This is a genomic window from Sporocytophaga myxococcoides DSM 11118, from assembly GCF_000426725.1.
Classification (GTDB): Bacteria; Bacteroidota; Bacteroidia; order Cytophagales; family Cytophagaceae; genus Sporocytophaga; species Sporocytophaga myxococcoides.
Window position 1 is genome coordinate 105,248 of record NZ_KE384561.1, and the last position, 25,614, is coordinate 130,861.

General features: G+C 36.4%; 25 protein-coding genes. 16 read left to right on the forward strand and 9 right to left on the reverse strand.

The window, feature by feature from the left end; genetic code table 11:
• Positions 1 to 38 precede the first annotated feature (38 nt).
• A complete protein-coding gene (locus K350_RS0124440) occupies positions 39 to 671 on the reverse strand; it encodes a tetratricopeptide repeat protein (protein ID WP_028982154.1) in 633 nt (210 codons plus the stop codon).
• 126 nt (positions 672 to 797) lie between these two features.
• On the opposite strand from K350_RS0124440, the gene rlmH reads away from it, so the two are divergent.
• Positions 798 to 1,271 (forward strand): 23S rRNA (pseudouridine(1915)-N(3))-methyltransferase RlmH, encoded by a 474-nt coding sequence (rlmH, locus tag K350_RS0124445; RefSeq protein WP_028982155.1) that lies wholly within the window; start codon positions 798 to 800, stop codon positions 1,269 to 1,271.
• Between the two features lie 11 nt (positions 1,272 to 1,282).
• Here rlmH and K350_RS0124450 read toward each other — a convergent pair whose 3' ends face one another.
• Positions 1,283 to 2,770 (reverse strand): NFACT RNA binding domain-containing protein, encoded by a 1,488-nt coding sequence (locus tag K350_RS0124450; RefSeq protein WP_156027188.1) that lies wholly within the window; start codon positions 2,768 to 2,770, stop codon positions 1,283 to 1,285.
• Between the two features lie 122 nt (positions 2,771 to 2,892).
• Positions 2,893 to 3,330: a DoxX family protein gene (locus tag K350_RS0124455; RefSeq protein ID WP_028982157.1), complete on the reverse strand. Its 438-nt coding sequence runs from the start codon at positions 3,328 to 3,330 to the stop codon at positions 2,893 to 2,895.
• Positions 3,331 to 3,419: 89 nt separating this feature from the next.
• On the opposite strand from K350_RS0124455, the gene K350_RS0124460 reads away from it, so the two are divergent.
• Positions 3,420 to 4,697: an MFS transporter gene (locus K350_RS0124460; RefSeq protein WP_081671136.1), complete on the forward strand. Its 1,278-nt coding sequence runs from the start codon at positions 3,420 to 3,422 to the stop codon at positions 4,695 to 4,697.
• 153 nt (positions 4,698 to 4,850) lie between these two features.
• Entirely contained in the window at positions 4,851 to 5,231 is a 381-nt protein-coding gene (locus K350_RS0124465; protein WP_156027189.1) for a hypothetical protein, read from the forward strand.
• Between the two features lie 59 nt (positions 5,232 to 5,290).
• On the opposite strand, the gene K350_RS0124470 is transcribed toward K350_RS0124465, so the two are convergent.
• Positions 5,291 to 6,193: a histone deacetylase family protein gene (locus K350_RS0124470; RefSeq protein WP_028982160.1), complete on the reverse strand. Its 903-nt coding sequence runs from the start codon at positions 6,191 to 6,193 to the stop codon at positions 5,291 to 5,293.
• Between the two features lie 141 nt (positions 6,194 to 6,334).
• Between K350_RS0124470 and K350_RS0124475 the strand changes: the two genes are divergently transcribed.
• Entirely contained in the window at positions 6,335 to 6,562 is a 228-nt protein-coding gene (locus K350_RS0124475) for a hypothetical protein (protein ID WP_028982161.1), read from the forward strand.
• Positions 6,563 to 6,615: 53 nt separating this feature from the next.
• On the opposite strand, the gene mltG is transcribed toward K350_RS0124475, so the two are convergent.
• The 5 genes from mltG to K350_RS0124500 all read right to left on the reverse strand — a co-directional run bounded on the left by mltG (position 6,616) and on the right by K350_RS0124500 (position 15,379).
• Complete coding sequence (mltG, locus tag K350_RS0124480) at positions 6,616 to 7,677, reverse strand: endolytic transglycosylase MltG (RefSeq protein ID WP_028982162.1); 1,062 nt, start codon at positions 7,675 to 7,677, stop codon at positions 6,616 to 6,618.
• 21 nt (positions 7,678 to 7,698) lie between these two features.
• Complete coding sequence (locus tag K350_RS30280; protein ID WP_051313642.1) at positions 7,699 to 10,365, reverse strand: MGH1-like glycoside hydrolase domain-containing protein; 2,667 nt, start codon at positions 10,363 to 10,365, stop codon at positions 7,699 to 7,701.
• Between the two features lie 123 nt (positions 10,366 to 10,488).
• Positions 10,489 to 10,983, reverse strand: coding sequence for a hypothetical protein (locus tag K350_RS30285; protein WP_051313644.1), 495 nt, complete (start codon positions 10,981 to 10,983; stop codon positions 10,489 to 10,491).
• A gap of 153 nt (positions 10,984 to 11,136) precedes the next feature.
• Positions 11,137 to 14,001: a TolB family protein gene (locus K350_RS0124495; protein ID WP_028982163.1), complete on the reverse strand. Its 2,865-nt coding sequence runs from the start codon at positions 13,999 to 14,001 to the stop codon at positions 11,137 to 11,139.
• Positions 13,988 to 15,379 carry a hemolysin family protein gene (locus K350_RS0124500; protein WP_342665066.1) on the reverse strand — a complete coding sequence of 464 codons (1,392 nt, stop codon included), beginning with the start codon at positions 15,377 to 15,379 and terminating at the stop codon, positions 13,988 to 13,990. The genes K350_RS0124495 and K350_RS0124500 overlap by 14 nt, the downstream gene beginning before the upstream one ends.
• Positions 15,380 to 15,665: 286 nt before the next feature.
• Here K350_RS0124500 and K350_RS0124510 point away from each other — a divergent pair, with 286 nt between their 5' ends.
• The 12 genes from K350_RS0124510 (at position 15,666) to nuoL (ending at position 25,610) form a co-directional block, all read left to right on the forward strand.
• On the forward strand, positions 15,666 to 16,046 hold the full coding sequence (locus tag K350_RS0124510; RefSeq protein ID WP_028982165.1) for an NADH-quinone oxidoreductase subunit A: 381 nt from the start codon (positions 15,666 to 15,668) through the stop codon (positions 16,044 to 16,046).
• Positions 16,047 to 16,074: 28 nt separating this feature from the next.
• Entirely contained in the window at positions 16,075 to 16,611 is a 537-nt protein-coding gene (locus tag K350_RS0124515; RefSeq protein ID WP_028982166.1) for an NADH-quinone oxidoreductase subunit B, read from the forward strand.
• Positions 16,611 to 17,114: an NADH-quinone oxidoreductase subunit C gene (locus K350_RS0124520; RefSeq protein ID WP_028982167.1), complete on the forward strand. Its 504-nt coding sequence runs from the start codon at positions 16,611 to 16,613 to the stop codon at positions 17,112 to 17,114. The genes K350_RS0124515 and K350_RS0124520 overlap by 1 nt, the downstream gene beginning before the upstream one ends.
• A gap of 5 nt (positions 17,115 to 17,119) precedes the next feature.
• Positions 17,120 to 18,328 carry an NADH dehydrogenase (quinone) subunit D gene (gene nuoD, locus K350_RS0124525; RefSeq protein WP_051313646.1) on the forward strand — a complete coding sequence of 403 codons (1,209 nt, stop codon included), beginning with the start codon at positions 17,120 to 17,122 and terminating at the stop codon, positions 18,326 to 18,328.
• 100 nt (positions 18,329 to 18,428) lie between these two features.
• Positions 18,429 to 18,962: an NADH-quinone oxidoreductase subunit NuoE gene (nuoE, locus tag K350_RS0124530; RefSeq protein ID WP_028982169.1), complete on the forward strand. Its 534-nt coding sequence runs from the start codon at positions 18,429 to 18,431 to the stop codon at positions 18,960 to 18,962.
• A complete protein-coding gene (gene nuoF / locus K350_RS0124535; RefSeq protein ID WP_028982170.1) occupies positions 18,962 to 20,320 on the forward strand; it encodes an NADH-quinone oxidoreductase subunit NuoF in 1,359 nt (452 codons plus the stop codon). Before nuoE ends, nuoF begins: the two co-directional genes overlap by 1 nt.
• Positions 20,317 to 21,285 (forward strand): NADH-quinone oxidoreductase subunit G, encoded by a 969-nt coding sequence (locus K350_RS0124540; protein ID WP_028982171.1) that lies wholly within the window; start codon positions 20,317 to 20,319, stop codon positions 21,283 to 21,285. The genes nuoF and K350_RS0124540 overlap by 4 nt, the downstream gene beginning before the upstream one ends.
• The gene (gene nuoH, locus K350_RS0124545; protein WP_028982172.1) at positions 21,263 to 22,306 is read left to right on the forward strand and encodes an NADH-quinone oxidoreductase subunit NuoH; all 1,044 of its coding nucleotides are present in this window, start codon (positions 21,263 to 21,265) and stop codon (positions 22,304 to 22,306) included. The genes K350_RS0124540 and nuoH overlap by 23 nt, the downstream gene beginning before the upstream one ends.
• Before the next feature lie 7 nt (positions 22,307 to 22,313).
• Positions 22,314 to 22,844 carry a NuoI/complex I 23 kDa subunit family protein gene (locus K350_RS0124550; protein ID WP_028982173.1) on the forward strand — a complete coding sequence of 177 codons (531 nt, stop codon included), beginning with the start codon at positions 22,314 to 22,316 and terminating at the stop codon, positions 22,842 to 22,844.
• A 2-nt stretch (positions 22,845 to 22,846) separates the two neighbouring features.
• Positions 22,847 to 23,350: an NADH-quinone oxidoreductase subunit J family protein gene (locus tag K350_RS0124555; protein ID WP_028982174.1), complete on the forward strand. Its 504-nt coding sequence runs from the start codon at positions 22,847 to 22,849 to the stop codon at positions 23,348 to 23,350.
• 18 nt (positions 23,351 to 23,368) lie between these two features.
• Positions 23,369 to 23,683, forward strand: coding sequence for an NADH-quinone oxidoreductase subunit NuoK (gene nuoK / locus K350_RS0124560; RefSeq protein WP_028982175.1), 315 nt, complete (start codon positions 23,369 to 23,371; stop codon positions 23,681 to 23,683).
• A gap of 16 nt (positions 23,684 to 23,699) precedes the next feature.
• Entirely contained in the window at positions 23,700 to 25,610 is a 1,911-nt protein-coding gene (gene nuoL, locus K350_RS0124565; protein WP_028982176.1) for an NADH-quinone oxidoreductase subunit L, read from the forward strand.
• Positions 25,611 to 25,614: the final 4 nt, after the last annotated feature.

Genomic DNA, 25,614 nt, shown 5'->3' on the forward strand with positions numbered 1-25,614 from the left:
TCAATAAAAATTAAGACTGAAAAAATACTCCTGGTGATCTATTTATTGCATTTCTTCCTCACTTTAATTTTTCCTGATCCCTGACAACTGATACAAGCAATGTGTATTGTCCCTTTTCCTTTGCATTGGCCACAATTCCCTAGCCCCGTACCTTCACATTTACTGCATTTATGATAAGAATCCCCATAGCTTTTGCTGTCACGATTCACACCGCTACCTTTGCAAACAGTGCATAAGATTTTTCCCTTACCTCTGCAATTCGGACAAGGCGCCTCTTCATCTCCGCTACCAAAACACATGTCACATAATTCGATGGATTCATAGTATCCCGATTCATGGCAATGTGCATCTTTAATATATTGTTGTGCCTCATTATAAAACTCGCCTTTTTTACCTGTTAAATTCAGGTATTTTTCCATTGCCGCAATAGTTCCTTTATAATTACCCAGCCCAAACTGAGTAACTCCATACAGATAAACCGTCTCATCGGGAAGCACGTTTTTTGTATCAAAAACCTTTCTAATGGCCTTCTCAGCCTCACTAAAATTATTTCTGGAGATTAAAACCTTCGCTTCCTGCAGATAAACTGTAATTAAAGAATCAGCCTTATTTTGAGCAAATAGATTAAAAGAAAGGAAATTAATAAAAAGTATAAAAAACCATTTTTTCATTCAAACCACACCTATTTTTTTTGTCAATTCTAACTAAATTGAAACCTTGTTTACAGAATCAAAACCGGAAAAAGGATATTTTTATTATCAATTTAAAAATTGTTTTTCCCAAATTAATACAAAATAATGAAAATAAAGTTGCTTGTCGTAGGAAAAACAGAAGAAGATTTCATGAATGAAGGAATTGACAAGTATGTCTCCAGACTAAAACATTATATATCTTTTGAGTTTATCATTATACCTGATGTAAAGGGAGGTTCCAAGTTAACAACTCTTAAACTCAAGGAAGAGGAAGGAAAACTTATATTGGCAAAAGTTTCGGCTGGAGATCAACTTATATTATTGGATGAAAAAGGAAAGGATTTCACTTCAAGAGAGTTTTCAGGATTTATTCAGAAAAAAATGAACTCTGGTGCTCAGGCCTTAATTTTTGTAATTGGCGGAGCTTTTGGGTTTTCCGATGAAGTGTATGAAAAAGCTAAAGACAAAATTTCTTTATCCAAAATGACTTTCTCTCATCAAATGGTCAGATTATTTTTTACGGAACAGTTATATAGAGCTTTTACAATCATTAAGGGAGAAAAATATCATCACGATTGAAAGGCTGACCTCTAATCCATACCGGAAGGAACAACCATAATCACCGTCTCCTTTTCAACTTTTACCATACCTGGGGCTGCGCCTTTGATTTTCCTCACAAATTTTTTCTGTGTATACATAACCGGACAAAGAGAATCCGTTTTTCTCTTTGAATAAAAAGCGGCAAGAGATGCGGCGCGCTCAATTACAGGCGTAGGGTAATTCTGTCCCGGTCTTTGCTGAATAATAACGTGTGAACCTGCTACATCTTTTGCATGCAACCAAAGATCATCCTTTTTACCGGTTTTAAATGTCAGTTCTTCATTGGCCTTAGCTGATTTTCCTACAAGAATTTTGTATCCCAAATAATCATAGGTTTTATAAGGCCCCTCCTGAAGTATCCGTTCTGTTTCTTTTGTTTTAAAATATTTATTCTGGTAATTTTTTAACTCTTTCGGATCGTCAATTTTACTTACAGTTTCTTTGTCAACTTCCAGTTGTTCAATCAAATCTAATCTTTGCAAAATTAGATTTTCAAGCACTTCTATTTCCTTAAACCTTGATTTAGATTTTTTATATAAAACCTCTGCATTTTTCTGGGGAGACAGTTTTGAATTAAGTTTAAATTCTCTCTCTTCATTTCTGTAAAAGTCAAATAAGACAATTTTTTCAGTGCCCTGCTGAATTGTATGCAAATTAGCCATAATAACATCGGCAGACTGATCCATTGGTATACTTTCCTCAATCACCTTGAGTCTTTTCTGGGAATCAACCACTACAGCTTTGGAATGCTTCAACCTTCTTTCCATATCCCTGTATAATTCCTCTTTGATTGTATGGATATGAAGGTCCTTTATGTACTGACGATAAAAAGAGTTTACTGCCCTTAACGGATTATCATATTTCTCATGATAATTATCCTCCGGCAACAGGCTGATTACAGGCTTCCCTTTTTCATCCTTAACAATATAAAACTGCGGGTTTTCTAAATGGGAAAGCAAGGAAATTAGTTTCCTCCATTTATTTTCAAGAGGCATTCCTTCATACCCTCTTTTATCCAACCAAGAAGCGGCTTCCTTTCCCAAGGTTGGCAGGAAAACATTAAGATTTCCGTTTAATTCATTAAATCTTGCATGAGAAAGATCCAATGTTCTGTTTAGATGCTGCAGAGACAAATCTAAATCCAGTTTAAGGTTATTCTTAAAAATTTTAACAACCTTATCAAGTTCAAACAGAACTACATTTGACCGATTACCAAACAGCTTAAATACAAGTGATTTATCTGCCCCCAAAGAACATATAATACATCTTTCATTCAATGCGGTTTTAACTTCAGTTACTTTCAGCCCAATTATTTCCTGAAAAAGGGTGACTGAATTCTGCCTTGCCCTTCTGAAATCATCGGGAAAATATAAACATGAAAAAGTATTTTGAAAATAAGCCTGAATAAAAAACTCTTTTTCCTCTTTCTGAAACACAACAATTAGCTCTTCTTTTTGCTGACTAAAACAATCTATCACCTCGAAACCTTTCAAAAATCGAAGCTCAGATGCCAATTGGAATATAAAAAAGTAATTATTATGCACTTTAATTATTTAGATGAGTAGTAAAAATAAAAAGATTCCGGATTAACCGGAACCTTTTATTGATTATCATATTTTCTCAGCAAATAATCTGCAGAATAAACACCAGATCCGTAAAACAGAAAGAATACGAGTAACAACAAGACAAGTATTGAAATCAACAATTCCGAATGTATTGTAATTACATAATTTCTTGCATTAAATATTATAGCTCCGATCAATATAGGCAACTGAAATAGCACAGCTACTCTGGTAATAGTCCCCATGGCAATCAGCACTCCGCCCGTAAGGTGCATTAACGCTACATAATGAGCAATAACCACAGCTCCGAACTCCATACTACTGGTAGAGATAATGTTCTGTAAAGCAGTTGTGTCTGAGATAAATAAAACTCCCTTTACCATCAGGTATATACCTAAAAGCACTCTCAATCCCGCCACTATCATCGAATCGCGATGTACTTCTTTCCAGGAGTAAGCTTTTTGTATTAAATCCATATGGTCCTCCTTTTATATTATGAACAATACAGCTTAAATCTAAGTTTTCGCAATTAAATTTTACACTATTTTTTTCCCAATACGTATATATGAACATGATTTACTTCAGGTTGTTTTATTCTAATAAAAAACTTCTCTTCGTTGCTATACTTCTCACATTTTTTGCAGGCTTCGGAAAGACTTTTCTTTTTTCATTATATATACCTGATATGATAAAAGAGTTTCAGCTGACAACAACTGGCTTTGCTCTTATATATTCAATTGCAACCATTACCAGTGGTATTTTAGTTTTCTATCTTGGTAAACTTATAGATCAGACTAAAATATTTACGTATTCATTGATGGTAGCCATTGGGCTTGTAGTATCCTGCAGTTTACTTTCCTTTTCATATAATCTTGTGTTCCTGTTTATTGCTGTATTGGGTATGCGACTTTCAGGACAAGGGCTTATGAATCATACTTCTTTAACAATCATAAGTAAGAGATTTAAAAGATGTAGAGGGAAAGCCCTAAGCCTTGCAATTATAGGCACTCCTCTTGGAGAAGCGATTCTTCCGCTGGTTGTAGCCTGGGGTGTACATCATTATGGGTGGAGACCGGCTATTTTTTACAGTTCAATGGTCTTGGCCATAGTACTGATTCCCGCTATATTTCTTTTGAGACAAAAAAATAAGGTCATCGAAAAATTCCCGGGTACTAAACCAAAAGTAAAACCACAGCATTCCAACAAAAAATGGACAATTAAAAAGCTTTTTAAAGATCAAAGATTTTATCTCGTTGCATTTCCTGTATTTATATTGTCGTTTCTGGTGACAACATTGATGTTTTTCCTTGTTCCGATAGCGCAAAGTAAAAACTGTTCACCCGAACTGATAGCCTTTGCGTTTCCATTCTTTGCATCCGGCAACTTCATTTCAACCTTTATTACTGGAAGTTTATTAGATAAAATAAGTGCTACCAAAGTGTTTCCATACTTTTTATGGCCATTTGCTATGTCCATTATTACCTTATTATATATCAATCATCCTTATGCAATTTTTGGCGCAATGTTTCTTGCCGGAGCTTCTGTAGGTTCTGGTGTTACAATTGAATCTTGCATGATTGCAGAGATATACGGATTAAAATCCCTTGCTAATCTTAAATCTGTATTTACTTCAATAAATATTTTAAGCACAGCTATCGGTCCTTTAATTACAGGAATTTTGCTAGATGCAGGCATTACATTCCATTTGATTTTCTCTGTATTAATATTATTTATAGGCCTGGCTTCTCTTCTCAGCTTCAAACTTCAGGATGAGAAGATTCAATTGTCTTTCAGCAAATTTGCACCAATCAAAACAGTTAAAAAATTACTAATTCATAAATAACTTTTAAAGTTATTTATTTTCAAGCAGTTGAATAAGCCATTTCTTTCTAAAACATACCATGTTAATCTATTCTTATTTTTCTATGACCATATCGTTAACTTTTTAACGTGTTTTGAGTAAGTTATCCTTATACCTTAAACATAGGAGGCTATTATGAAAAAGTTCATCTGTTTTTCGCTTTCCTTCATGATGATAAGCGCATTGTTTTCTGATCTTTCAGCAAACGATAAGAAAAAATCTAAATATAATTGTTCTCCTTCTTTCATTTCGTCCAAACTGAAGGATCAAATTATCAACTCTCCTGATTTTGATAAGACCTTAGCAGAAGGTGTTGTTGTACTTAAGTTTAATATTGACTCCAACAATGAAATCATTGTAGAAAAAATTCAAAGCAATGATGCAAGTTTAAGTGATCTTGTCATGAAAAGTTTAAATGGTAAAAAGCTAAAAGCTAACTGTATTCCTGAAGATGGAATGACAATAAAATTCGATTTCCGTAAGAAAGAAAATAAACAGCTTTATTATCAGTTTTAGAAACTAATTTTAAAAAATTAAGAAGAGAGACAGTCTTTAAAGCTGTCTCTTTTTATTTATCAGAAAAATATACTTTGTGCCAGTCTGAAGGTATTGCAATGAGCTTCAATAATGTCTTTGATGTTCTCAGAATAGCCTCCACCCATACTTATTGTAAGAGGAATTTTATTTCTTTTGCAAAGATCCAGAACCATAAAATCTCTTTGTTTACAGCCTTCCCTGGAAAGGCCTAATTTCCCAAGCTTATCGGTTGACAATACATCTACACCTGATTGATAAAATATAAAATCAGGTTGAACTTTTTCAAACAAGTTATTCAAAGTGATATCCAATATCTTCAGATATTCTTTATCACCTGTCTTATCTGGTAAAGGAATATCAAGGTCCGATTTTTCTTTTTTTGCAGGAAAATTATTGGCACCATGCATACTGAATGTAAAAACCTCATTTTTATTTTTAAAAATCTCAGCAGTCCCATCCCCTTGGTGCACATCAAGATCTATTATCAATATTTTAGTTGCAAGCTTTTGATCTATCAAAATATTAGCACTAATGGCGTTATCATTTAACAGACAAAATCCTTCCCCTTTATCTGTATAAGCATGATGTGTACCACCGGCAACATTCAATGCGACACCATACTTTCTAGCAAACAGAGATGCTTCATGGGTCCCTCCCATAATGATTACCTCTCTATCAATTAGTTCTTTGCTTAAAGGAAAGCCAGTCCTTCTTATTTCAGCCGGGGACAATTCAAGATGTCTAAGCTTGCGCCAATATTCTTCCTTATGAGTTAAGAGTATATTTTCTTCATTTAAAAAAGTGGGCTGGAATAAATTTCCTGAGTTAATTGTTCCTTCATAAAGCAATTGTTCCGGTATGAGGTCATATTTAATCATAGGAAACCTATGACCTTCCGGAAGAGGATGATTAAATTCTTTAGACCAGGCTATTTTCAGCAAGATTGAAAATTTGAATTATTGTGTTTAAAGGTTGCAAAATAAAATTAATCAGCAAATTTTCCATCCAGGACAACAATTTAAAACGATTGCTGTTATTGGTATACATTTTTAAAATGATTCGAAAACTTTAATTATACTTTTATGAAAAAGTCGAGATATTTAAGACAGGTACAGGGGCACATCAATAAAGCTGTTAGAAAAATCAGGATGTCCCAACGTGAGAAAAGAAATCTGATTTCCAAAGAAGAAATACTTATTGAAAAACTTACTGATAGATTAGGTAAAACACCTGAAGAAGTAAAAGGAATGATCAGTGATGGTTTGATGGAAATATTAACTATGGTTCCAATATCTGAAGAAGTAAGCTAATCACTTATCCAATAGTAAAATAAAAAGTGCTGAAGTTGTTACTTCAGCACTTTTTATTTTACTTTCAGGCTGTCAAGCTTTTTTTGATATAAGATGGCATTTTTCTTATGCTCTTCAAAGGTCTCTGCAAACACATGGCATCCCGACATATCATCTTTCGCACAAAAATATATGAATTCATGTGGTACAAAGTTGAGCACAGAATCTATCACATATAATGGAATCGTGCTTATCGGCCCGGGAGGCAAGCCTTTATTTCTGTAAGTATTGTACTTTGACTTGACCTGTTTGTGCTTATTAAACACCCTGCGAATGTCAAATTTATTATGTGCAAATACAACAGTTGGATCTGATTCCAGTCTCATATTATTATTTAATCTGTTAATATAGAGACCGGCAATCATTGGCATTTCTTCTTTTAATTTTGATTCCGAATAAACAATAGAAGACAAGATCACAACTTCTTCAGGAAGTAATCCTGCCGCCTCAGCTTTTTCAGCCCTCCAGTTGTTCCAAAATTGTTCATACCTGCTATAAACGAAGTCTATCAATTGATAGCTGTCACATGTTTTATAAACCTTTAATTCACCAGGTAAAAACACACTGTAAAATGCTTCCTTATCCAACCCTGAAAGTTCCTTTAAATAGGTAGTATCCTTTAATGCTGCCCTTAAAGAATCTGCTTCTACGCCGATTTCCTTAGACAACAGATTTATTAATTTCTTACGACTTCTTATTACAGGAATATCAATGGACATTGCTTCTTTAGCAGGCTTTCCTTTCAGATAAAAAAGGATCTGAAGATTATTCCAGCCTTTTTTAAATTCATAAAGGCCTTCATCGGCATTTACGTCAAACAGTGTCGCTACCAGTTTAAAAGTCAGGGACGACTTTAATACATTTTCTTCTTTGAGCAAATCTGCAAGGTAATGTGAAGAAGCTCTGCCTGGAAGATAGTAATAGAATTTTTCAGAACGGGATTTGAAATTTGGAAAAAGAAAAACATAATACAAGGTCAGAATGGATAAAGCCAAAGCCCCCCAGGCATACCATTTAAATGGTATGCCTGATGACTCTGCCTTATAACTTTTTTTTATTTTTTTCTTCTTTGCCATTAATTAATAAACAGCAATCAGTTATTTTTTTGCGGATGCGGTTTTCGCACTGCTCTTTGCAGTTTTTTTCTCTTTAAATCTGGTATTCAATAATGCTGCAACCAATCCTGTCCATCCAGTCTGATGAGAAGCTCCGATTCCTCTTCCATTATCTCCATGGAAATATTCATAAAACAGGATGTGATCTTTGAAATGCGGATCTTTACTGAATTTCTCATCCGCACCATAGACGGGACGATTCCCGTTCTCGTCCTTCTCAAATATTTTTACAAGACGACGGCTTATCTCTTCCGCAACTTCTTTCAGATTCATCATTACTCCCGAACCTGTAGGACATTCAACCTGCACTTCATCGCCATAGTAATTGTAAAATTTCATCAGCGACTCAATGATAAGATAGTTTACAGGAAACCAAATCGGACCTCTCCAGTTTGAATTCCCCCCAAACATTCCACTCTCCGATTCACCAGGGTTATAAGTAACGCTATAAACATGGTCTTTAGTCGGAAATTCATATGGATTATCTTTATGGAATTTTGATAGTGCTCTGATACCATAATCACTGAGGAATTCATTTGGATCAAGCATTCTCTTCAGAATTGCTTTCAGTTTATTTTGTCTTATAAGAGAAAATCTTCTTCTTATGCCTTCATGCTCTATTTCTCTTCTTGAAACCAGTTTAGCCAGTTCAGGTCTGTAATTAAGGAACCACTCAAGTCTTCTGTTGAAATGGGGGAACTTTTCAATTATTTCAGGTTCCAGTGTTTCAACCGCAAATATCGGAATCAAGCCAACCATTGATCTTATCTTCATTGGTATGAACTGTCCGTTATGAAGATTTAGCACATCATAGAAAAATTCATCTCCTTCATCCCAAAGGCTGTACTTAGATCCATTAAGATTTACAATTGCACCTGTAATGTATAGGAAATGCTCAAGGAACTTCGAAGCTGTATCTTCATAAGAAGAATTATTCTTACTAAGCTCAAGTGAAATTCTAAGCATATTAAGAGAGTACATGGCCATCCAGCTGGTCGCATCTGCTTGCTCTATCTTGCCTCCTGTCGGCAATGGGCTACTTCTGTCAAACACACCAATATTATCCAAGCCAAGGAACCCCCCTTCAAAGATATTATGCCCCTCACTGTCTTTGCGGTTTACCCACCAGGTGAAGTTGAGCATAAGCTTATGGAATACTCTTTCAAGATAATTAATATCACCTTTTCCGAAGAAATCCCTTTCTATTTCATAGACTCTCCAGCAAGCCCATGCGTGCACGGGAGGATTAACATCATTGAAACTCCATTCATAAGCAGGTATTTGTCCGTTCGGATGCATATACCATTCTCTTAACAATAGAATCAGCTGACGTTTCGCAAAGTCCGGATCTACCATTGCAATTGTTATGCAATGGAATGCAAGATCCCAGGCTGCATACCAGGGATATTCCCATTTGTCAGGCATGGAAATAATTTCCATGTTGTTCAGGTGCATCCAGTCTTTATTCCTGCCATGGAGTCTTTCCGGTGGCGGAGTAGATCCTGGATCCCCCTTCAACCACAATGACACATCGAAATAATAAAACTGTTTAGAAATAAGTGTTCCTGCAAAAGCTTGACGCTGGATTTTTTTTAAATCAGGATCAGTGATGCCTTCGGCAAGTTCATCATAAAATACATCAGCTTCTTTGATTCTTGATTTGAATATAAATTCAAAATCTTCAAACGCATCCTGAGTAGGTTGATCACTAAGTCTTAAACGGATTTCTTGGGATTGTCCGGGTTCTATTGTCAAAGCATATCGCAATGCTGCCTTTGTACCTTTCAGATCAGGATTTACAGTAGGTTTTCCATTTACCACATGGAAATTTATACCATCTTTCCAATATCCTTCAGTCGGAGCATGGCCATATACCAACTCATGATTGGTTTCATTATCACAAAACAGTAAATCAGGTTTACCTTCGTAATAAAGATTGTACAATCCCCAGTCTTTATGCTCAACTAATAGTGACTTATTTTTATCTGCAGAAATTGAAGGTCTGTAAGGATCTTCCAAAAATGACCAGAAATTTCTAAACCAGATGGTGGGAATCAAATGGATTGTAGATGTTTCCGGGCCTCTATTATGAACTGTAATACGAATGCACATATCATCCATATCAGCCTTAGCGTACTCGGTATAAACATCAAAATATCTATCTTCATCAAAAACACCGGTATCCATCAATTCATATTCAGGATCCAGTTTACCTCTGACTTTATTTTCAAGTATTAAATTGGAATATGGGAATTCGGACTGAGGGTATTTGTATAAAAATTTCATGTAAGAATGGGTAGGCGTGCTATCGAGGTAATAATAAACCTCTTTCACATCCTCTCCATGATTTCCCTGATTTCCAGTAAGGCCGAAAAGTTTATCCTTGATGAACGGGTCTTTTTCGTTCCACATTGCGACTGAAAAACAGAGAAGCTGTTTATAATCACAAATTCCGGATATCCCGTCCTCTCCCCATCTGTATGCTCTGTGACGTGACTGATCAAATGAAAAATACTCCCACGCTGAACCAAAAGGGCTATAATCTTCTCTTACTGTTCCCCATTGTCTTTCGGATAAATAAGGTCCCCATTTTTTCCAACCGCGGTTACTTCTTGTAATATTTACTCTCTCTTTTTCAAAATTTGTCATCCCTCAAAACATTTTTCTTTAAATATAAAAAAAGATTTTAATACTCCTGATACGATTATGTATGGAGGGCAGATGATAAATTGTAAGAAAATAATGAATCCGGCTACTATTTGCCTATATCTGTTATTGCAGGTATACTATGGGAATATTGATCAATTTACCGTTTTTGATCTTAATCTTTTTGGAAGGATTATTTTTACAAGTCAGCTCCATTTCAAATTCACCGGAAAGTACTTTTTTATTCTCGTCAAGTACTTTAATTCTTAATACACCTGAATGAGGCTTGTACAGATTTAAATTAGCAGGATCGGTATAATGTATGACAACCTGCTTTAATGCATTTGACCCTAGTTTTATTTCAGTTACTTCGGGCTTTATAAGGAAAAATTTACTGAATCTGTCATTGCTCAATGATAATTGACGATAACCACCGGTCACAGTTCTCATATAAGCATTAAAATTTTTAATCACCATTGGTTTGTCATCGACAGTGCAAACAAATAAAGCTGAAGTATCTGCTGCTGTTAATTTTTCCCCAGTTATTACTTCTGAATTTCTGAATGAAAAAAGAAAAGGTAAAACTACCAATACGATCAATCTAACAGAAAATTTGTGCATGTGGCAAAAAAACGATTTTAATTGAAAGAATTAATTGTATGTATAATTACTATTTTTTATTGAAAAAGTCACAGAAAAAATATAAAAAAAATCATAAAAAATTTAATAATAATTACGAACAATTTTCAAAAACCTAAAAATCAAATAATTAATCTAAAGAGCTGAAAAATTTATATTAAATAAAAATTCGACACTGACACTCTGATCATCCGGGAAGTAAATTCCTCTGGCACCTAATTCGATTGGCGCTACAAAATTAAATAAATGCATATCTCCGGTTAATTCAACTCCTGTGGAGTTATAGTATCTTGAATTTCCTTTATATTTCCCTTCCCCGTAATCATAAAATAATAAAGCTTTTATTCTCTTTAAATAAAGAACTGGCCCGACCTTCCAATCGGGATAACAAAGTGGTAGTCTGTATTCTGAGATTATTCTTGAAAACTTCTGGTTAACCTGGCTAAAATAACCTCTGGGATATAAAAGATAATTGGAGAAAATATAACTTCCATTCTCATTTATTTGCCTGCCAATATCAATTCTAATGCTATGATGTTTCAATATCCCAGGGAATAACAAGGCTGCCTGGCCTACAAAGGAATTACCATAGTCAAATTTACCAAATGGTGATTGCCTATAGTTCAATCTGAATGATTGTCCCCACTTTGGTAATAGGTCTCTAGGGGCCATCTTTAGATATCTGGATCCCCTTAGGTCATACTCAAAAATATTTTTTACCCCTGTCTTAAAATAATCAGGTGTTTCACTATTCCTGTAATAGTTCGATGTGTAATTATAGATTGTCGATGTGATTACCTGACCATATTTACCTCTTGTCAAATTCAATGGTACAGATACTGATAAAGCAAGTTTATCCTCCTGAAATTTAAATACTGCATCATTACCCGTAGTATCCAGCCCGAGTCTTTGTCCTCTTGAAGCTGCGATGGACCAGACAGGAAACCAACCTTTATAAACAAATGAACCTTCTGCAGTACCAGTCCTATCACTATAGTTATACAAATACGCTAACTTACTGATAGCTGTGCTTAGTTTGTTCTGGGAAAATAATGTCACACCCGAATTTACTTCATAAGTATTGGCATTGATGTATAGTGGTGCCCAGCTATGCAGATAGAATAGATGTGTGCCTTTTCTATATTTTTTAATTATTGATTCTTCTGCAGCTGAGTCTGGATTGAGAACAGGCAGAGGAATACCTAATTCCTGCTTTACTAATTCAGGATAAAGTTTTACTGATTGATCTTTGACATCGCTCAAACTTATCCAAGTTGTAGTGTCTAAAGGCATACTAGAAATCTGATATCCATTTGCTGTATAGCTTGAAAACAATAGAGTATCCTGAGTACTATTTAAGCAAGGATCAAAGGCTCCATAACTTACAGATGTCACCTGAAACACCGAAGAATCATTTAAACGAAAGGCGTAAATGTTATCAATACCCGAATATACACTTCTGAAAAAAATATGATTAGAAGACACCAGAGGCTGCGATATATCTTTATAGCCAGATCTAAAAACTGTTTTGAATTCAGATGTACTGATTGAAATTTCATCAATCCTTTTGCCATCATCATCCAGCATAATTGCATAGAGCTTACTCCCATCATTGTTCCATGCAGGCATTATTGGATAATCATTTTCCGGATGATAAATCTCCTTGATTAATTTACCAGATTGGGCTTCAAAAATGGAAACACAATACTTCCCATATTGCTTTGCTTCTACAGCTGCAATCATACTTCCATCCTTTGAGAAAGCTGGAGCAAAGAGATGTTTCCTTCGAGTGAGTTTTATCCTTTTATTACTTCTTTTATCGGCATTAAAAACTATAAGATTGGAATAAATTCTGTTACTCCATCTTTTGTCAAATCCATATTCAGCCCAAACAATTTTATTATGAGATGCAGAAAGTATCTGAGGATTAAAATAACCTGGTACAAATATAGTTTTCTCTTTATTTCCAGGCTTTATTAACACATATTGTTGAATATCTCCAAGACCAGACTTTAGAGCTACAATCTTTCCATCAGACAAGTATTGAGGAAAACGATAATTTGTAAAAGTTTTTGTGTCATTAAACTGTATTGTATCCAGATTGCCTGACAATATGGTTGAATCTTTTTGAAACCTCCATTGATCACGTAAAAAATACATACATGAATCATAAAGTTTCCATTTAGATAATCCCGTAGTTCTTTTAATTCCTTGATTAAAGGGCATAGGGTTATAAGCCCTTCTGGCAGCATTATCGACCGACTTACTCCATACAGAAGGAGAATATTTGTTTCTTGTATACCCAACAAGCTGGTACCCTAGATAATAGTAATTAGGTACAAAGTCACGGTAAGAACCGAAATATGCTTTTTCATAACTATAAATCTTTCTTTGAAGTACCTGTGATCGCAGAGGCATAGTAAATTCAGGTAGCCTGCCTCGACCAGTATGAGACAAAGCTGTTTCTGTGACCACTGCATCACCTTCCAAAAACCAGAGCGGCAGATAAAGACCAGCAACAGCCCCTATTGCTTGCTGGCCAAGCAAGAAATATAAAATCTTTGTAAGTCCCTGATTGAGTTTATCAAGTTGTACAACGTGTCGGAATTCATGCAATGCCAGTTGATCTATCCAGTTTTGCGGATAGATATCCTGGTCAGGAATAGTATAAAATTCAGCCCTCTTAGGAGCCCATACTACAAATGCATTGGATACACTTGACTGAGGATGGAGAATTACAGAGATTTTTTTAGGTTCATGATTCAATGTATAAGAAACATAGAGATAGACCTTCTCCAGGGAACGGGAAGTTCGTATAGCCTCCTCTTCAATTTCTACAGGATATATGATTTGAAAATCCTTGGTAACTATTTGTTTCCACCTGAGATGAGAAGGATCCTGCCCCGTTTCTACATATTGAGAATAGGCAGCATTAAAAATTATTGTTAAGTAAAAAAATAAAAGTATAACGATTCTCCGGAATGCGTTATTTTTCTTCATTGTCTTCAGTTTCCTCCTCTTGAAGATTCATTTTAACTACTAATACACTCTGTTTGGATTTTTTCAAAATTGTAATTTCGTATCTTTCAAATTTAATCTTTTCATTCAGCTCCGGAATCCTTCCAAAGACCTTATTTACAAGCCCTGCAACTGTGTCATAATCTCCACTCTTTGGCAAAGGAATAGGAAGGTATTCATTCACATCTTCTATTGTAGAAAGGGCATTCACAACAAATTCTTCTTCATTTGTTTTTTCTACAAAAGGAGCTTCTTCATCATGCTCATCCTGAATTTCCCCAACAAGTTCTTCCAGAATATCCTCAATAGTTACAATACCTGCAACACCTCCAAACTCATCAGTAACTATTGCCATATGGAGATGTTTTTCCTGCAGTTCTTTTAAAAGTTCACTGATCTTCTTTGTTTGAGGAACAAAATAAGGTGGATTTATTACACTCTGAAGATTTATATCTTCTTTTTTGTTCATCATTTTCAGCAGGTCTTTAGTATACACAAGCCCAATGATATTATCTATAGTTTCCCTATAAACAGGCATCCTGGAATAGCCCTCATTAATAACTTTATCCAGAATCTCTTCAGGAGAAGTATCCTCATCAATTGCATTGATACTTGTCCTTGGTACCATTATTTGTCTGGCAGTAATCAGGTTAAAGCTGAACACATTTTTAATCAGCTCATGAGCACTTGGCTGTATTGCACCAGAAACTTTTCCCTGATCCAGAATCAATTGAAGTTCCTCCGCAGAGTGAATCTCATGGATATCGGACATGTTAATGCCTAATATTCTTAAAATCAGCGATGCAAACCCATTTAAAACCCAGATTAGAGGTTTAAATACGATATAAAAAAACCTTAAAGGATAAGCTAACGATAATGTGGTTTCTTCCGGTTTTTGAATTGCTATTGATTTAGGAGCAAGTTCCCCGAATACAATATGTAAAACAGTAATAATAGCAAATGCAATCGGAAGGGCAATTTTATGGGCCAGATCTACGTTAGGTTCTAGTCCCAGGTATTCTATTATATTTAGAATAATTCTTGTAACAACGCTTTCTCCAATCCAACCAAGACCAAGACTTGCAAGGGTAATTCCAAGTTGAGTGGCAGAAAGATAACCATCGAGGTTTTTGAGAATATTTAAGGAAAGGTCCGCCGTTTTATCTCCGCCGGCAGCCTTTACTTCCAATTGAGAAGACCGGACTTTAACAATTGCAAACTCTGCGGCGACGAAAAAACCGTTTAAAAAAACAAGTAATAAGGTATAGAAAACATCTAATAGCATAAATGAATAGAGAATGATATTTAGTACATACCCATTCTCTGGCAACTCTCCTGATTTAAGGAAGTCGGAATACAAAAATATGTATATATAAATTATCCCAGAATAAATTCGTGAATTATTTATTCTCTGAAACTATTTAGGATTATTTCCTGTAATAGGAGGTGTGCCAAAAATTTGTGCAAAATGTTTTTTTGTAGAAGAAATTGTATAATTTTACGCTGTATTTTATGAAGAATAAAACTATTCTGGATCTTGTTTTTTTCATAAACATCAACAAAATCTCGTTACTAGTTACAATCTGTCCTTTAAGAATTACAATTTCATTCGACAAAATGAAATTAAAACCAATTAAAAAAGAAGTATGAAGGAAGAAATATTATCCAGTCCTTATTTCCCAATTGCAATTCAATTTCTGGTAGCCGCTGGGTTCGTCAGCGTCAGTCTTCTAGCCAGCTACATTCTTGGTCCCAAAATAACTACCAAACATAAAACCGAAACATTTGAGAGTGGAATTGACTCTGTCGGCAACGCCAGAATGCAATTCTCTATCAAATATTTTCTGGTTGCTACACTCTTCGTTCTGTTCGATGTTGAAGTAATCTTCTTCTACCCTTGGGCTGTAAATTTTAAAGAATTTGCAAAAGAGGGAATCGACGGATTTCTTGAAATGTTACTTTTCATGGGTGCATTTATTATAGGCTTCGTCTATATAATAAAGAAAGGTGCCCTTGAATGGGATTAAATTATCAACATTAGAATCATTCTAAATTATGGCAAATATAGTTCATCCACCTGCCGGTTTTGACGGACCAGGCTTCTTTGCTACAAGCTTAGACAAAGCTGTTGGCCTTGCCAGAAAGCATTCTGTATGGCCTTTACCATTTGCAACTTCTTGTTGCGGTATTGAATTTATGGCTACTATGGGCTCTCACTACGACATTGCAAGATTCGGAGCTGAAAGACCTAGCTTTTCTCCAAGACAGGCAGATCTTCTGATGGTGATGGGTACAATCGCTAAAAAAATGGGACCTATCGTACGCCAGGTATATGAACAAATGGCGGAACCGAAATGGGTAATGGCTGTTGGGGCATGTGCTTCAAGCGGTGGAATATTTGATACTTACAGTGTACTGCAAGGAATAGATAAAATTATCCCGGTTGACGTTTATGTTCCAGGATGCCCTCCAAGACCAGAACAGATACTTGACGGACTTATGAAAATACAGGAGTTGGTGGAAAATGAACCACTCAACAGAAGAAATACTCCTGAATACAAACAATTACTGGCTTCTTACGGAATAGAATAATGGAAGAACTAACCCACCAGAGGATACAGGAAAAACTTACTGAGAAGTTCGGCGACGCCATCCTTAAGGTAGAAGAACCATACAATTTACTTACCTTTACAATTAAGCGAGAATCCCTTCTCGACATTTTGAGATTTCTATACAACGATCAGGAACTTGAATTCCAGTTTCTAACCGATATTACAGGAGTTCATTTCACAGCACCGGAAGAAGTTCTAGGGGCTGTTTATCATTTGCATAACTTACCTAAAAATATAAGAATCAGATTAAAGGCATTTTTTCCAAAAAATGATCCTGTAATTGATTCTGCAACTCCGGTTTTTTCAGGTGCAAACTGGATGGAAAGAGAAACTTATGACTTTTTTGGTATCCAGTTTAAAGGACATCCAAATCTGAAAAGAATTTTAAATGTTGATGATCTTGGCTATTTCCCTTTGAGAAAAGAATATGCATTAGAAGATTCAACGAGAACGGATAAAGACGATTCCTTGTTTGGCAGATAACAGTTATGCTTACACAACCTAACAACACTAATACTCAAGTTACCGACCAGAGTGAACTGACTACACTGAATCTTGGGCCTACTCACCCCGCAACTCACGGTGTATTTCAGAATATTCTTAAGATGGATGGAGAAAAAATTGTTGATTCTGAATCTACAATTGGTTACATCCACCGTGCTTTCGAAAAACTGGCTGAAAGAAGACCCTTCTATCAGATTACTCCCCTCACCGATCGTCTTAACTATTGCTCTGCTCCTATCAACAATATGGGCTGGCATATGACTGTTGAGAAATTAATTGGTGTTGAAGTACCGAAAAGAGTTGAATACCTAAGAGTAATCATCATGGAGCTTTCAAGAATAGCTGATCACCTGATCTGCAACAGTATTCTTGGAGTGGACTCCGGTGCTTATTCAGGCTTCCTTTATGTAATGCAACAAAGGGAGAAAATATACGAGATTTTTGAAGAGATCTGTGGAGCTAGACTTACTACAAACATTGGTCGTATCGGAGGTTTGGAAAGAGATTTCACTCCTGCTGCCTTTGCTAAAATAAAAACCTTACTTGATGAATTCCCAATAGTATGGAAAGAAATGGAAAGTCTGTTCAATCGTAACAGAATTTTCATGGACAGAACCATCGGTGTGGGAGCTATTTCTGCCGAAAGAGCATTAAATTACGGATTTACAGGCCCTAATTTGAGAGCTGCCGGCGTTGATTATGACGTGAGAGTAATGAACCCATACTCTTCGTATCAGGATTTTGACTTTGAAATACCAATTGGAACAAACGGTGATACTTACGACCGTTTTATGGTAAGAAGCGAAGAAGTTTGGCAAAGCCTAAGCATCATTCGTCAGGCACTGGAGAAACTACCTGCAGGCCCTTATCATGCAGAAGTTCCTGATATCTATCTTCCTCCAAAAGAAGAAGTATATTCCAACATGGAAGCACTAATCTATCACTTCAAAATAGTGATGGGAGAAATTGAAGTACCTAAAGGCGAAATTTATCATAGCATTGAAGGTGCAAACGGAGAGCTTGGATTTTATCTGATCAGCGACGGAGGTAGAATGCCTTACAGACTGCACTTCAGAAGACCTGGCTTCGTTTACTATCAGGCTTACGGTGAAATGATCAAAGGAGCAACAATCTCTGATGCTGTCATGACTATGAGTAGCCTTAACCTGATCGCAGGTGAAATGGATGCTTAATTTCAATAAGATTTAATAAATTTGAGTTTAATATAAACTGAGTAAAAAGTTTTTGTACGGTTTTCCTTCGGACAAAAACTATGTGCCTACAGCAAATAAAATGGGAACAGTACAATCAGAAATCAAATTTTCAGAAGAAAAGCTGAAAAAGGCTCAGGAGATCATTTCCAGATATCCTGAGAGCAGACAAAAATCTGCATTACTTCCTATTCTCCATCTTGCGCAAAGAGAGTTTGACGGATGGCTTTCAGTTCCTGTAATGGATTATGTGGCCACTCTGCTAAACATTAAGCCTATCGAGGTTTACGAGGTTGCTACATTCTACACAATGTTTAACCTGAAACCTGTAGGCAAATGCCTAATTGAGTTCTGCAGAACAGGTCCTTGTATGCATAACAGAGCCGACCAGATTATAGAATATACTGAAAAGAAACTGGGTATAAAAGTAGGTGAAACAACTACTGATAATAAGTTCTCTTTGAAAGCTGTTGAGTGTCTTGGCGCTTGCGGATACGCTCCCATGGCTCAGATCGGTAAGTTCTATTATGAACATCTTACAGAAGAAAAGATGGACAAAATTATTGCAAGACTAGGACAAGAAGATTTTAATCCTGATAATAAATACGAGATCTAATGGCCAGGAAATTATTATTAGAAAACATAAACGTTCCGGGAGTTAAATCCTTTAACGTTTACAGAGCAAATGGCGGTTACCGTTCAGTTGAAAAAGCTCTGAAAACCATGTCTCCTGACGACGTGATGGAAGAAGTGAAGAAATCAGGACTAAGAGGACGTGGTGGCGCCGGTTTCCCTACTGGTATGAAATGGAGTTTCCTGGACAGAAAATCTGATAAGCCTAGATACCTTGTGTGTAATGCTGACGAAAGCGAGCCAGGTACATTCAAGGATAGATTTTTAATGGAATACATTCCTCACCTTCTTATTGAAGGCTTAATTGTTTCCAGTTATTCCTTAGGTTCAAATACCACTTATATATACATCCGCGGTGAATACAGATGGATTGTGGATATTCTTGAGAATGCCATTGCAGAAGCTAAACACAATGGTTTCCTTGGAAAAAACATCCTTGGTTCAGGATACGATCTTGAAATTTATGTACAGCCAGGTGGTGGTGCTTATATCTGCGGTGAAGAAACTGCTTTGATAGAGTCTCTGGAAGGAAAAAGAGGAAATCCGAGAATGAAACCTCCTTTCCCTGCTATATCAGGACTATACAACTGCCCTACAGTGGTAAACAATGTGGAAACACTGGCAACAGTTGTTCCTATCATTAATATGGGTGGTGATGAATATGCTAAAATTGGCGTGGGCAGATCTACAGGAACAAAACTGATCTCTGCTTGCGGACATATGAATAAACCAGGAGTTTATGAAATCGAATTGGGGCTTCCAGTTGACGAATTCCTAAATTCTGACGAGTATTGTGGTGGAATAAGAGCAGGACATACACTTAAAGCTGTTGTGCCAGGTGGTTCTTCTGTACCAATTTTACCAGCAGAACTGTTCTATAAAACCAAAGAAGGTGTAGCTAGATTAATGAGTTACGAATCACTTTCTGAAGGAGGTTTTGCAAGCGGTTCCATGCTTGGTTCAGGTGGATTTATCGCGATGGATGAAACCACTTGTATAGTTAGAAACCTTTGGAACTTTACAAGATTTTATCACCATGAGTCTTGTGGTCAGTGCAGCCCATGCAGAGAAGGTACAGGCTGGATGGAAAAAGTGTTGCATAGGTTAGAACACGGACATGGATCAATGAGTGATATCGACCTTTTGGTTGACATTGCTAAAAAAATTGAAGGAAATACCATTTGCCCACTTGGAGACGCTGCAGCATGGCCCGTAGCAAGTCACATCAGACACTTCAGAGAGGAGTTTGAATACCATGTTAAATTTCCTGAAAAAGTAGCACATAGTCCATTTGCACATAGTGTGGATTATAAAAGAGAATTAAATACTGTATTACAATGATTAAGGTAACTATAGATGGTGTTGAAACAGAGGTAGAACCAGGAACAACGATCCTGAATGCTGCCAGACAAATTGGAGGCGATCTTGTACCTCCTGCCATGTGTTATTACTCTAAACTTAAAGGTTCAGGAGGAAAATGCAGAACTTGTCTTGTAAAAGTATCTGCGGGTTCTGCTAAAGATCCAAGACCAATGCCGAAACTGGTTGCATCTTGCTCCACTCCTGTTCAGGACGGTATGGTTGTACAAAACATCACTTCTCCTGAAGTTCTTGAAGCTAGAAAAGGTGTAGTAGAATTTTTATTAATAAACCACCCTCTTGATTGCCCAATTTGTGATCAGGCAGGTGAATGTCACTTACAGGATCTTGCATTTGAGCATGGTTCTGCGAAGACCAGATACGAAGAGGAAAGAAGATCTTTTGATAAAATAGATATCGGTAGCAAGATACAATTGCACATGACAAGATGCATTCTTTGCTACAGATGTGTCTTCACTGCTAATCAAATCACTAATGAGCGTGTTCACGGTGTTCTTAACAGAGGAGATGCTGCCGAAATCGGTACTTACATTCAAAACGTAATCGAAAATGATTTTTCAGGTAACGTAATCGATGTTTGCCCGGTTGGAGCTCTTACAGATAAAACCTTCCGCTTCAAAAGCAGGGTTTGGTTTGTAAAACCAATGTACGCTCATCGTAATTGCGATAAATGCTGTGGAAAGACCACCGTCTGGATGAAAGGTGATGAAGTTTTCAGAGTAACAGGAAGAAAAGATCAGTACGGAGAAGTAGAAGATTTCATTTGCAACGATTGTAGATTTGATAAAAAATTAGCCAGCGACTGGACTGTAGAAGGACCTGCTCCTATTCAGAGAAATTCTGTTCAGGCTCAAAACAAATATTTACAGGGAATAAAAGTAGATGCACCGAAGAACATAGGTTATGGAAATATTTCTGATAGATAAGATAGTATTAATTGTAGCCGTCTTCGGCATTACACTTTTATTTGCGCTATACAGCACATATGCTGAAAGAAAAGTAGCTGCATTTATTCAGGACAGACTAGGCCCCAACAGAGCCGGAATTTTTGGTATTCTTCAACCTCTTGCGGACGGAGTAAAATTCTTTTTAAAAGAAGAGTTTATACCTGCGCATGCAGATAAGGCCTTATTTATTTTAGGTCCATCAGTATCAATGACGACAGCATTAATGACAAGTGCTGTAATTCCTTGGGGTAATTCACTTGAACTATTTGACAGAGTCATTAGCCTGCAAATCACTGACCTTAACATCGGTATCCTTTATGTATTTGCAGTGGTTTCCATTGGAGTTTATGGAATCATGATCGGAGGATGGGCTTCGAACAACAAATTCTCTCTTCTTGGAGCATTGAGAGCTAGCTCACAGATGATCAGTTATGAGATTGCAATGGGCTTATCTATCATAGCTCTTGTAATGACAACTGGGACATTAAGTCTTGGCGAAATCGTACAACAACAGAATGGTTCAATATTTGGTATTTCAGGAGCTTCCTGGAACATCATTTATCAGCCACTAGGCTTCTTAATCTTTATGATTTGTGCCTTTGCTGAGTGTAACAGAACTCCATTTGACCTTCCGGAATCTGAAAACGAGCTTGTCGGAGGTTATCACACAGAGTATAGCAGTATGAAACTTGGATTCTTCCTTTTCGCTGAGTATACCAATATGTTCATATCTTCTGCGATTATGAGCTCGCTTTATTTCGGAGGATATAACTTCCCGTTCATGGATCAGTTAGGGTTATCTCATAATCTGGTAACAATCCTAGGAACAACATTCCTTTTCGCGAAAATAGTTATGTTCATATTCCTTTTCATGTGGGTAAGGTGGACACTTCCGAGATTCAGATACGATCAATTGATGAGAATGGGCTGGAAAATGCTTATACCATTGGCATTGATCAACATAATTATTACAGGTCTTTTAATCGTTGTATTAAAATAAATCAGTTATGCACTCTTTATCTAACAGATCAAAGGTTGTAGTTAAGAAAGAAATGACATTGACGGAGAAAATGTATCTCCCGGCAATACTTGGTGGTATGTTGATCACCATCAAGCACTTCTTTAAAAGAAAACCAACCATTCAATATCCTGAACAAAAAAGAGAGTTCAGTAAGGTTTACAGAGGCAAACACATTCTGAAAAGAGATGAGCAAGGCAGAGAAAACTGCACTGCTTGTGGTCTATGCGCCGTAGCATGTCCTGCTGAAGCTATTTCTATAGTTGCTGCTGAAAGAAAAAAAGGTGAGGAACATCTGTATCGTGAAGAAAAATATGCCAAGACATACGAAATAAATATGCTTAGATGTATTTTCTGCGGTCTTTGTGAAGAAGCTTGTCCTAAGGATGCTGTATATCTTACAGAAGAGCTTGCACCAGCAAACTTTGACAGATCGAACTTTATTTTCGGAAAAGATAAACTTGTTCAACCAGTAGGAACAAGTGCACATCCTAAAACTTATAAACCTTACAAAAAGTAACAATGGATCAGTTGGTATTTTTGATTTTGTCTATCATATCGATAGGTGCTGCATTGGCGGTCATATTTTCTAAAAACCCAGTGTATAGTGTATTATTTCTGATATTGACTTTCTTTTCTATAGCAGGGCATTATGTTCTATTGAATGCACAATTTCTTTTCATTGTGCATATCATAGTTTATGCAGGAGCAATCATGGTATTGTTCCTCTTTGTAATCATGCTTTTAAACCTCAACAAGACTAGCGAAACCGGCAAAACTATGCTACCTAAAATAGCAGGTGCTATTTCCGGAGGACTATTACTGATTGTATTGTTGGGAGCTGTAAAAGGCCTTAATCAATCAGAAGCAAGTCAAGCAATAAATGCAGACATGGGTTCAGTTAAAAACCTGGGAAAAATCCTTTTCAGTGAATATTTGCTTCCATTTGAAGTTTCATCCGCACTATTCCTTTCTGCAATGATCGGAGCTGTGATGTTAGGAAAAAAGAATCTTAAAGATCATTAATATTTGAAATAGCAGATCATGCAAGTTTTATCAAACACAGTTAATAACTACCTTGTTCTTGCAAGCATCCTTTTTGCGATAGGCGTCATGGGTGTCCTTGTAAGAAGGAATATCATTATCATTTTTATGTCCATCGAGCTGATGCTGAATGCTATAAACCTTTTGCTTGTAGCATTTTCTGTATTTCATAATGATGCCTCAGGACAGGTATTCGTTTTCTTTATCATGGCAGTTGCCGCGGCTGAAGTTACGGTCGGTCTGGCAATCCTTGTAATGATATACAGAAATACAGGATCGGTAGATATAAATTCTCTGAATAAATTAAAGTGGTAGAATAAATAGATAAAAGATGTTACAATTAGCCTGGTTAATACCTGTTTTACCTCTTATTGGATTTTTGATAATTGGTTTAGCTAATAAAAAGTTAAACAAAGCCCTTGTAGGTATTATTGGTTGCGGAAGTATCCTTGGATCCTTCCTTATTGTGCTTTCCCTTTTGATCAATGTATTAAATGGAAGCATTCAATCCGAAACCCTTACATATTTCAACTGGATTTCAGCAGGTTCGCTTGATATTAAGCTTTCATTTCTTATAGATCCTCTTTCTGTTACGATGATGACAATCATCACAGGAGTTGGTTTCTTAATTCATTTGTATTCTGCCGGATACATGTCTCATGACGAAGGTTTTGCAAGGTACTTCGCTTACCTGAATCTATTCGTTTTCTCCATGTTAATCCTTGTGATGGGCTCCAACTTCCTTGTTCTATTTGCAGGATGGGAAGGTGTAGGACTTTGCTCTTATCTATTAATAGGATTCTGGTTTAAAAACAATGATTATAACAACGCTGCGAAAAAAGCATTCATTATGAACCGTATAGGTGACCTTGGCTTCCTTTTAGGAATGCTTTTGATCATCGTTACATTCGGAAGCCTTGAGTATAGTGTTGTTTTCGAGCAGGCCCAAACTATCTTCAAACCAGGTGTTGCTCAACCTGTACTGATAGCAATTACATTGCTATTATTCCTCGGAGCAACCGGTAAAAGCGCACAAATTCCACTTTATACCTGGCTACCTGATGCGATGGCAGGTCCGACACCTGTTTCTGCACTTATTCACGCAGCAACCATGGTTACAGCAGGTATTTACATGATTGTAAGATCTAATGTACTTTTCTCTTTAGCGCCATTCACTTTAGAAGTAATTGAAATTATCGGACTTACAACTGCTCTTTTTGCAGCAACAATCGGTCTGGTTCAAAACGATATCAAAAAAGTACTTGCTTATTCTACAGTAAGTCAGTTAGGATATATGTTCTTCGCTCTTGGAATGGGAGCCTATTCAACAGCGATATTCCACGTAGCTACACATGCTTTCTTTAAGGCACTTCTTTTCCTTGGTGCTGGTAGTGTAATTCACGCAATGAGTGGCGAACAAGATATCAGAAGCATGGGTGGTCTTTGGAAAAAACTTCCGATTACCTTCGCTACGTTTATCATAGGAACAGTTGCTATTGCAGGTATCCCCCCATTTGCTGGTTTCTTCTCTAAAGATGAAATTCTGGCTCATGCTTACGAACACTCCCCTATTCTATGGGTGCTTGGAGTTTTAGGTGCATTGATGACTACATTCTATATGTTCCGTCTGGTTTTCTTGACCTTCTTCGGATCATTCAGAGGAACAGACCACCAGAAATCTCATTTACATGAATCTCCACTTATCATGACTATTCCATTGATGGTACTTGCAGTGCTTTCAGTAATTGGAGGTTTTGTAGGTGTTCCAGAAGTTCTTGGAGGTCATAACTTCCTGAAATCTTTCTTAAGTCCAGTAATAGCTCCGATTAATCAACATACGGAACACGCATTAAGTCATTCGACAGAATTAATGCTAATGGGAATTTCAGTTGGAGCAGTTTTATTGGTAATTATAATTGCTGCAATAGTTTACATTTCTAAAAAAGCAGTTCCATCTCCAGAGGGATCAGATCTTTCCGCTCCTCACAAAGTACTATACAACAAATACTATATTGACGAAATCTACAGAACCCTGGTAGTAAAACCACTTTACTGGCTTGGAGATATATTCTACAAAGTGTTTGAGATAAAAATTATTGACAACTTTGTAAATGCCTGGGGTAAGGGAATTGATAGAGGAAGCGCCGGCTTAAGATTTCTACAAAACGGTAGCATCAGTTTCTACATGTTTGCTATGGTTATTGGCATCATATTAATATTGTTCTTTAACACGATTATCTAGTTTT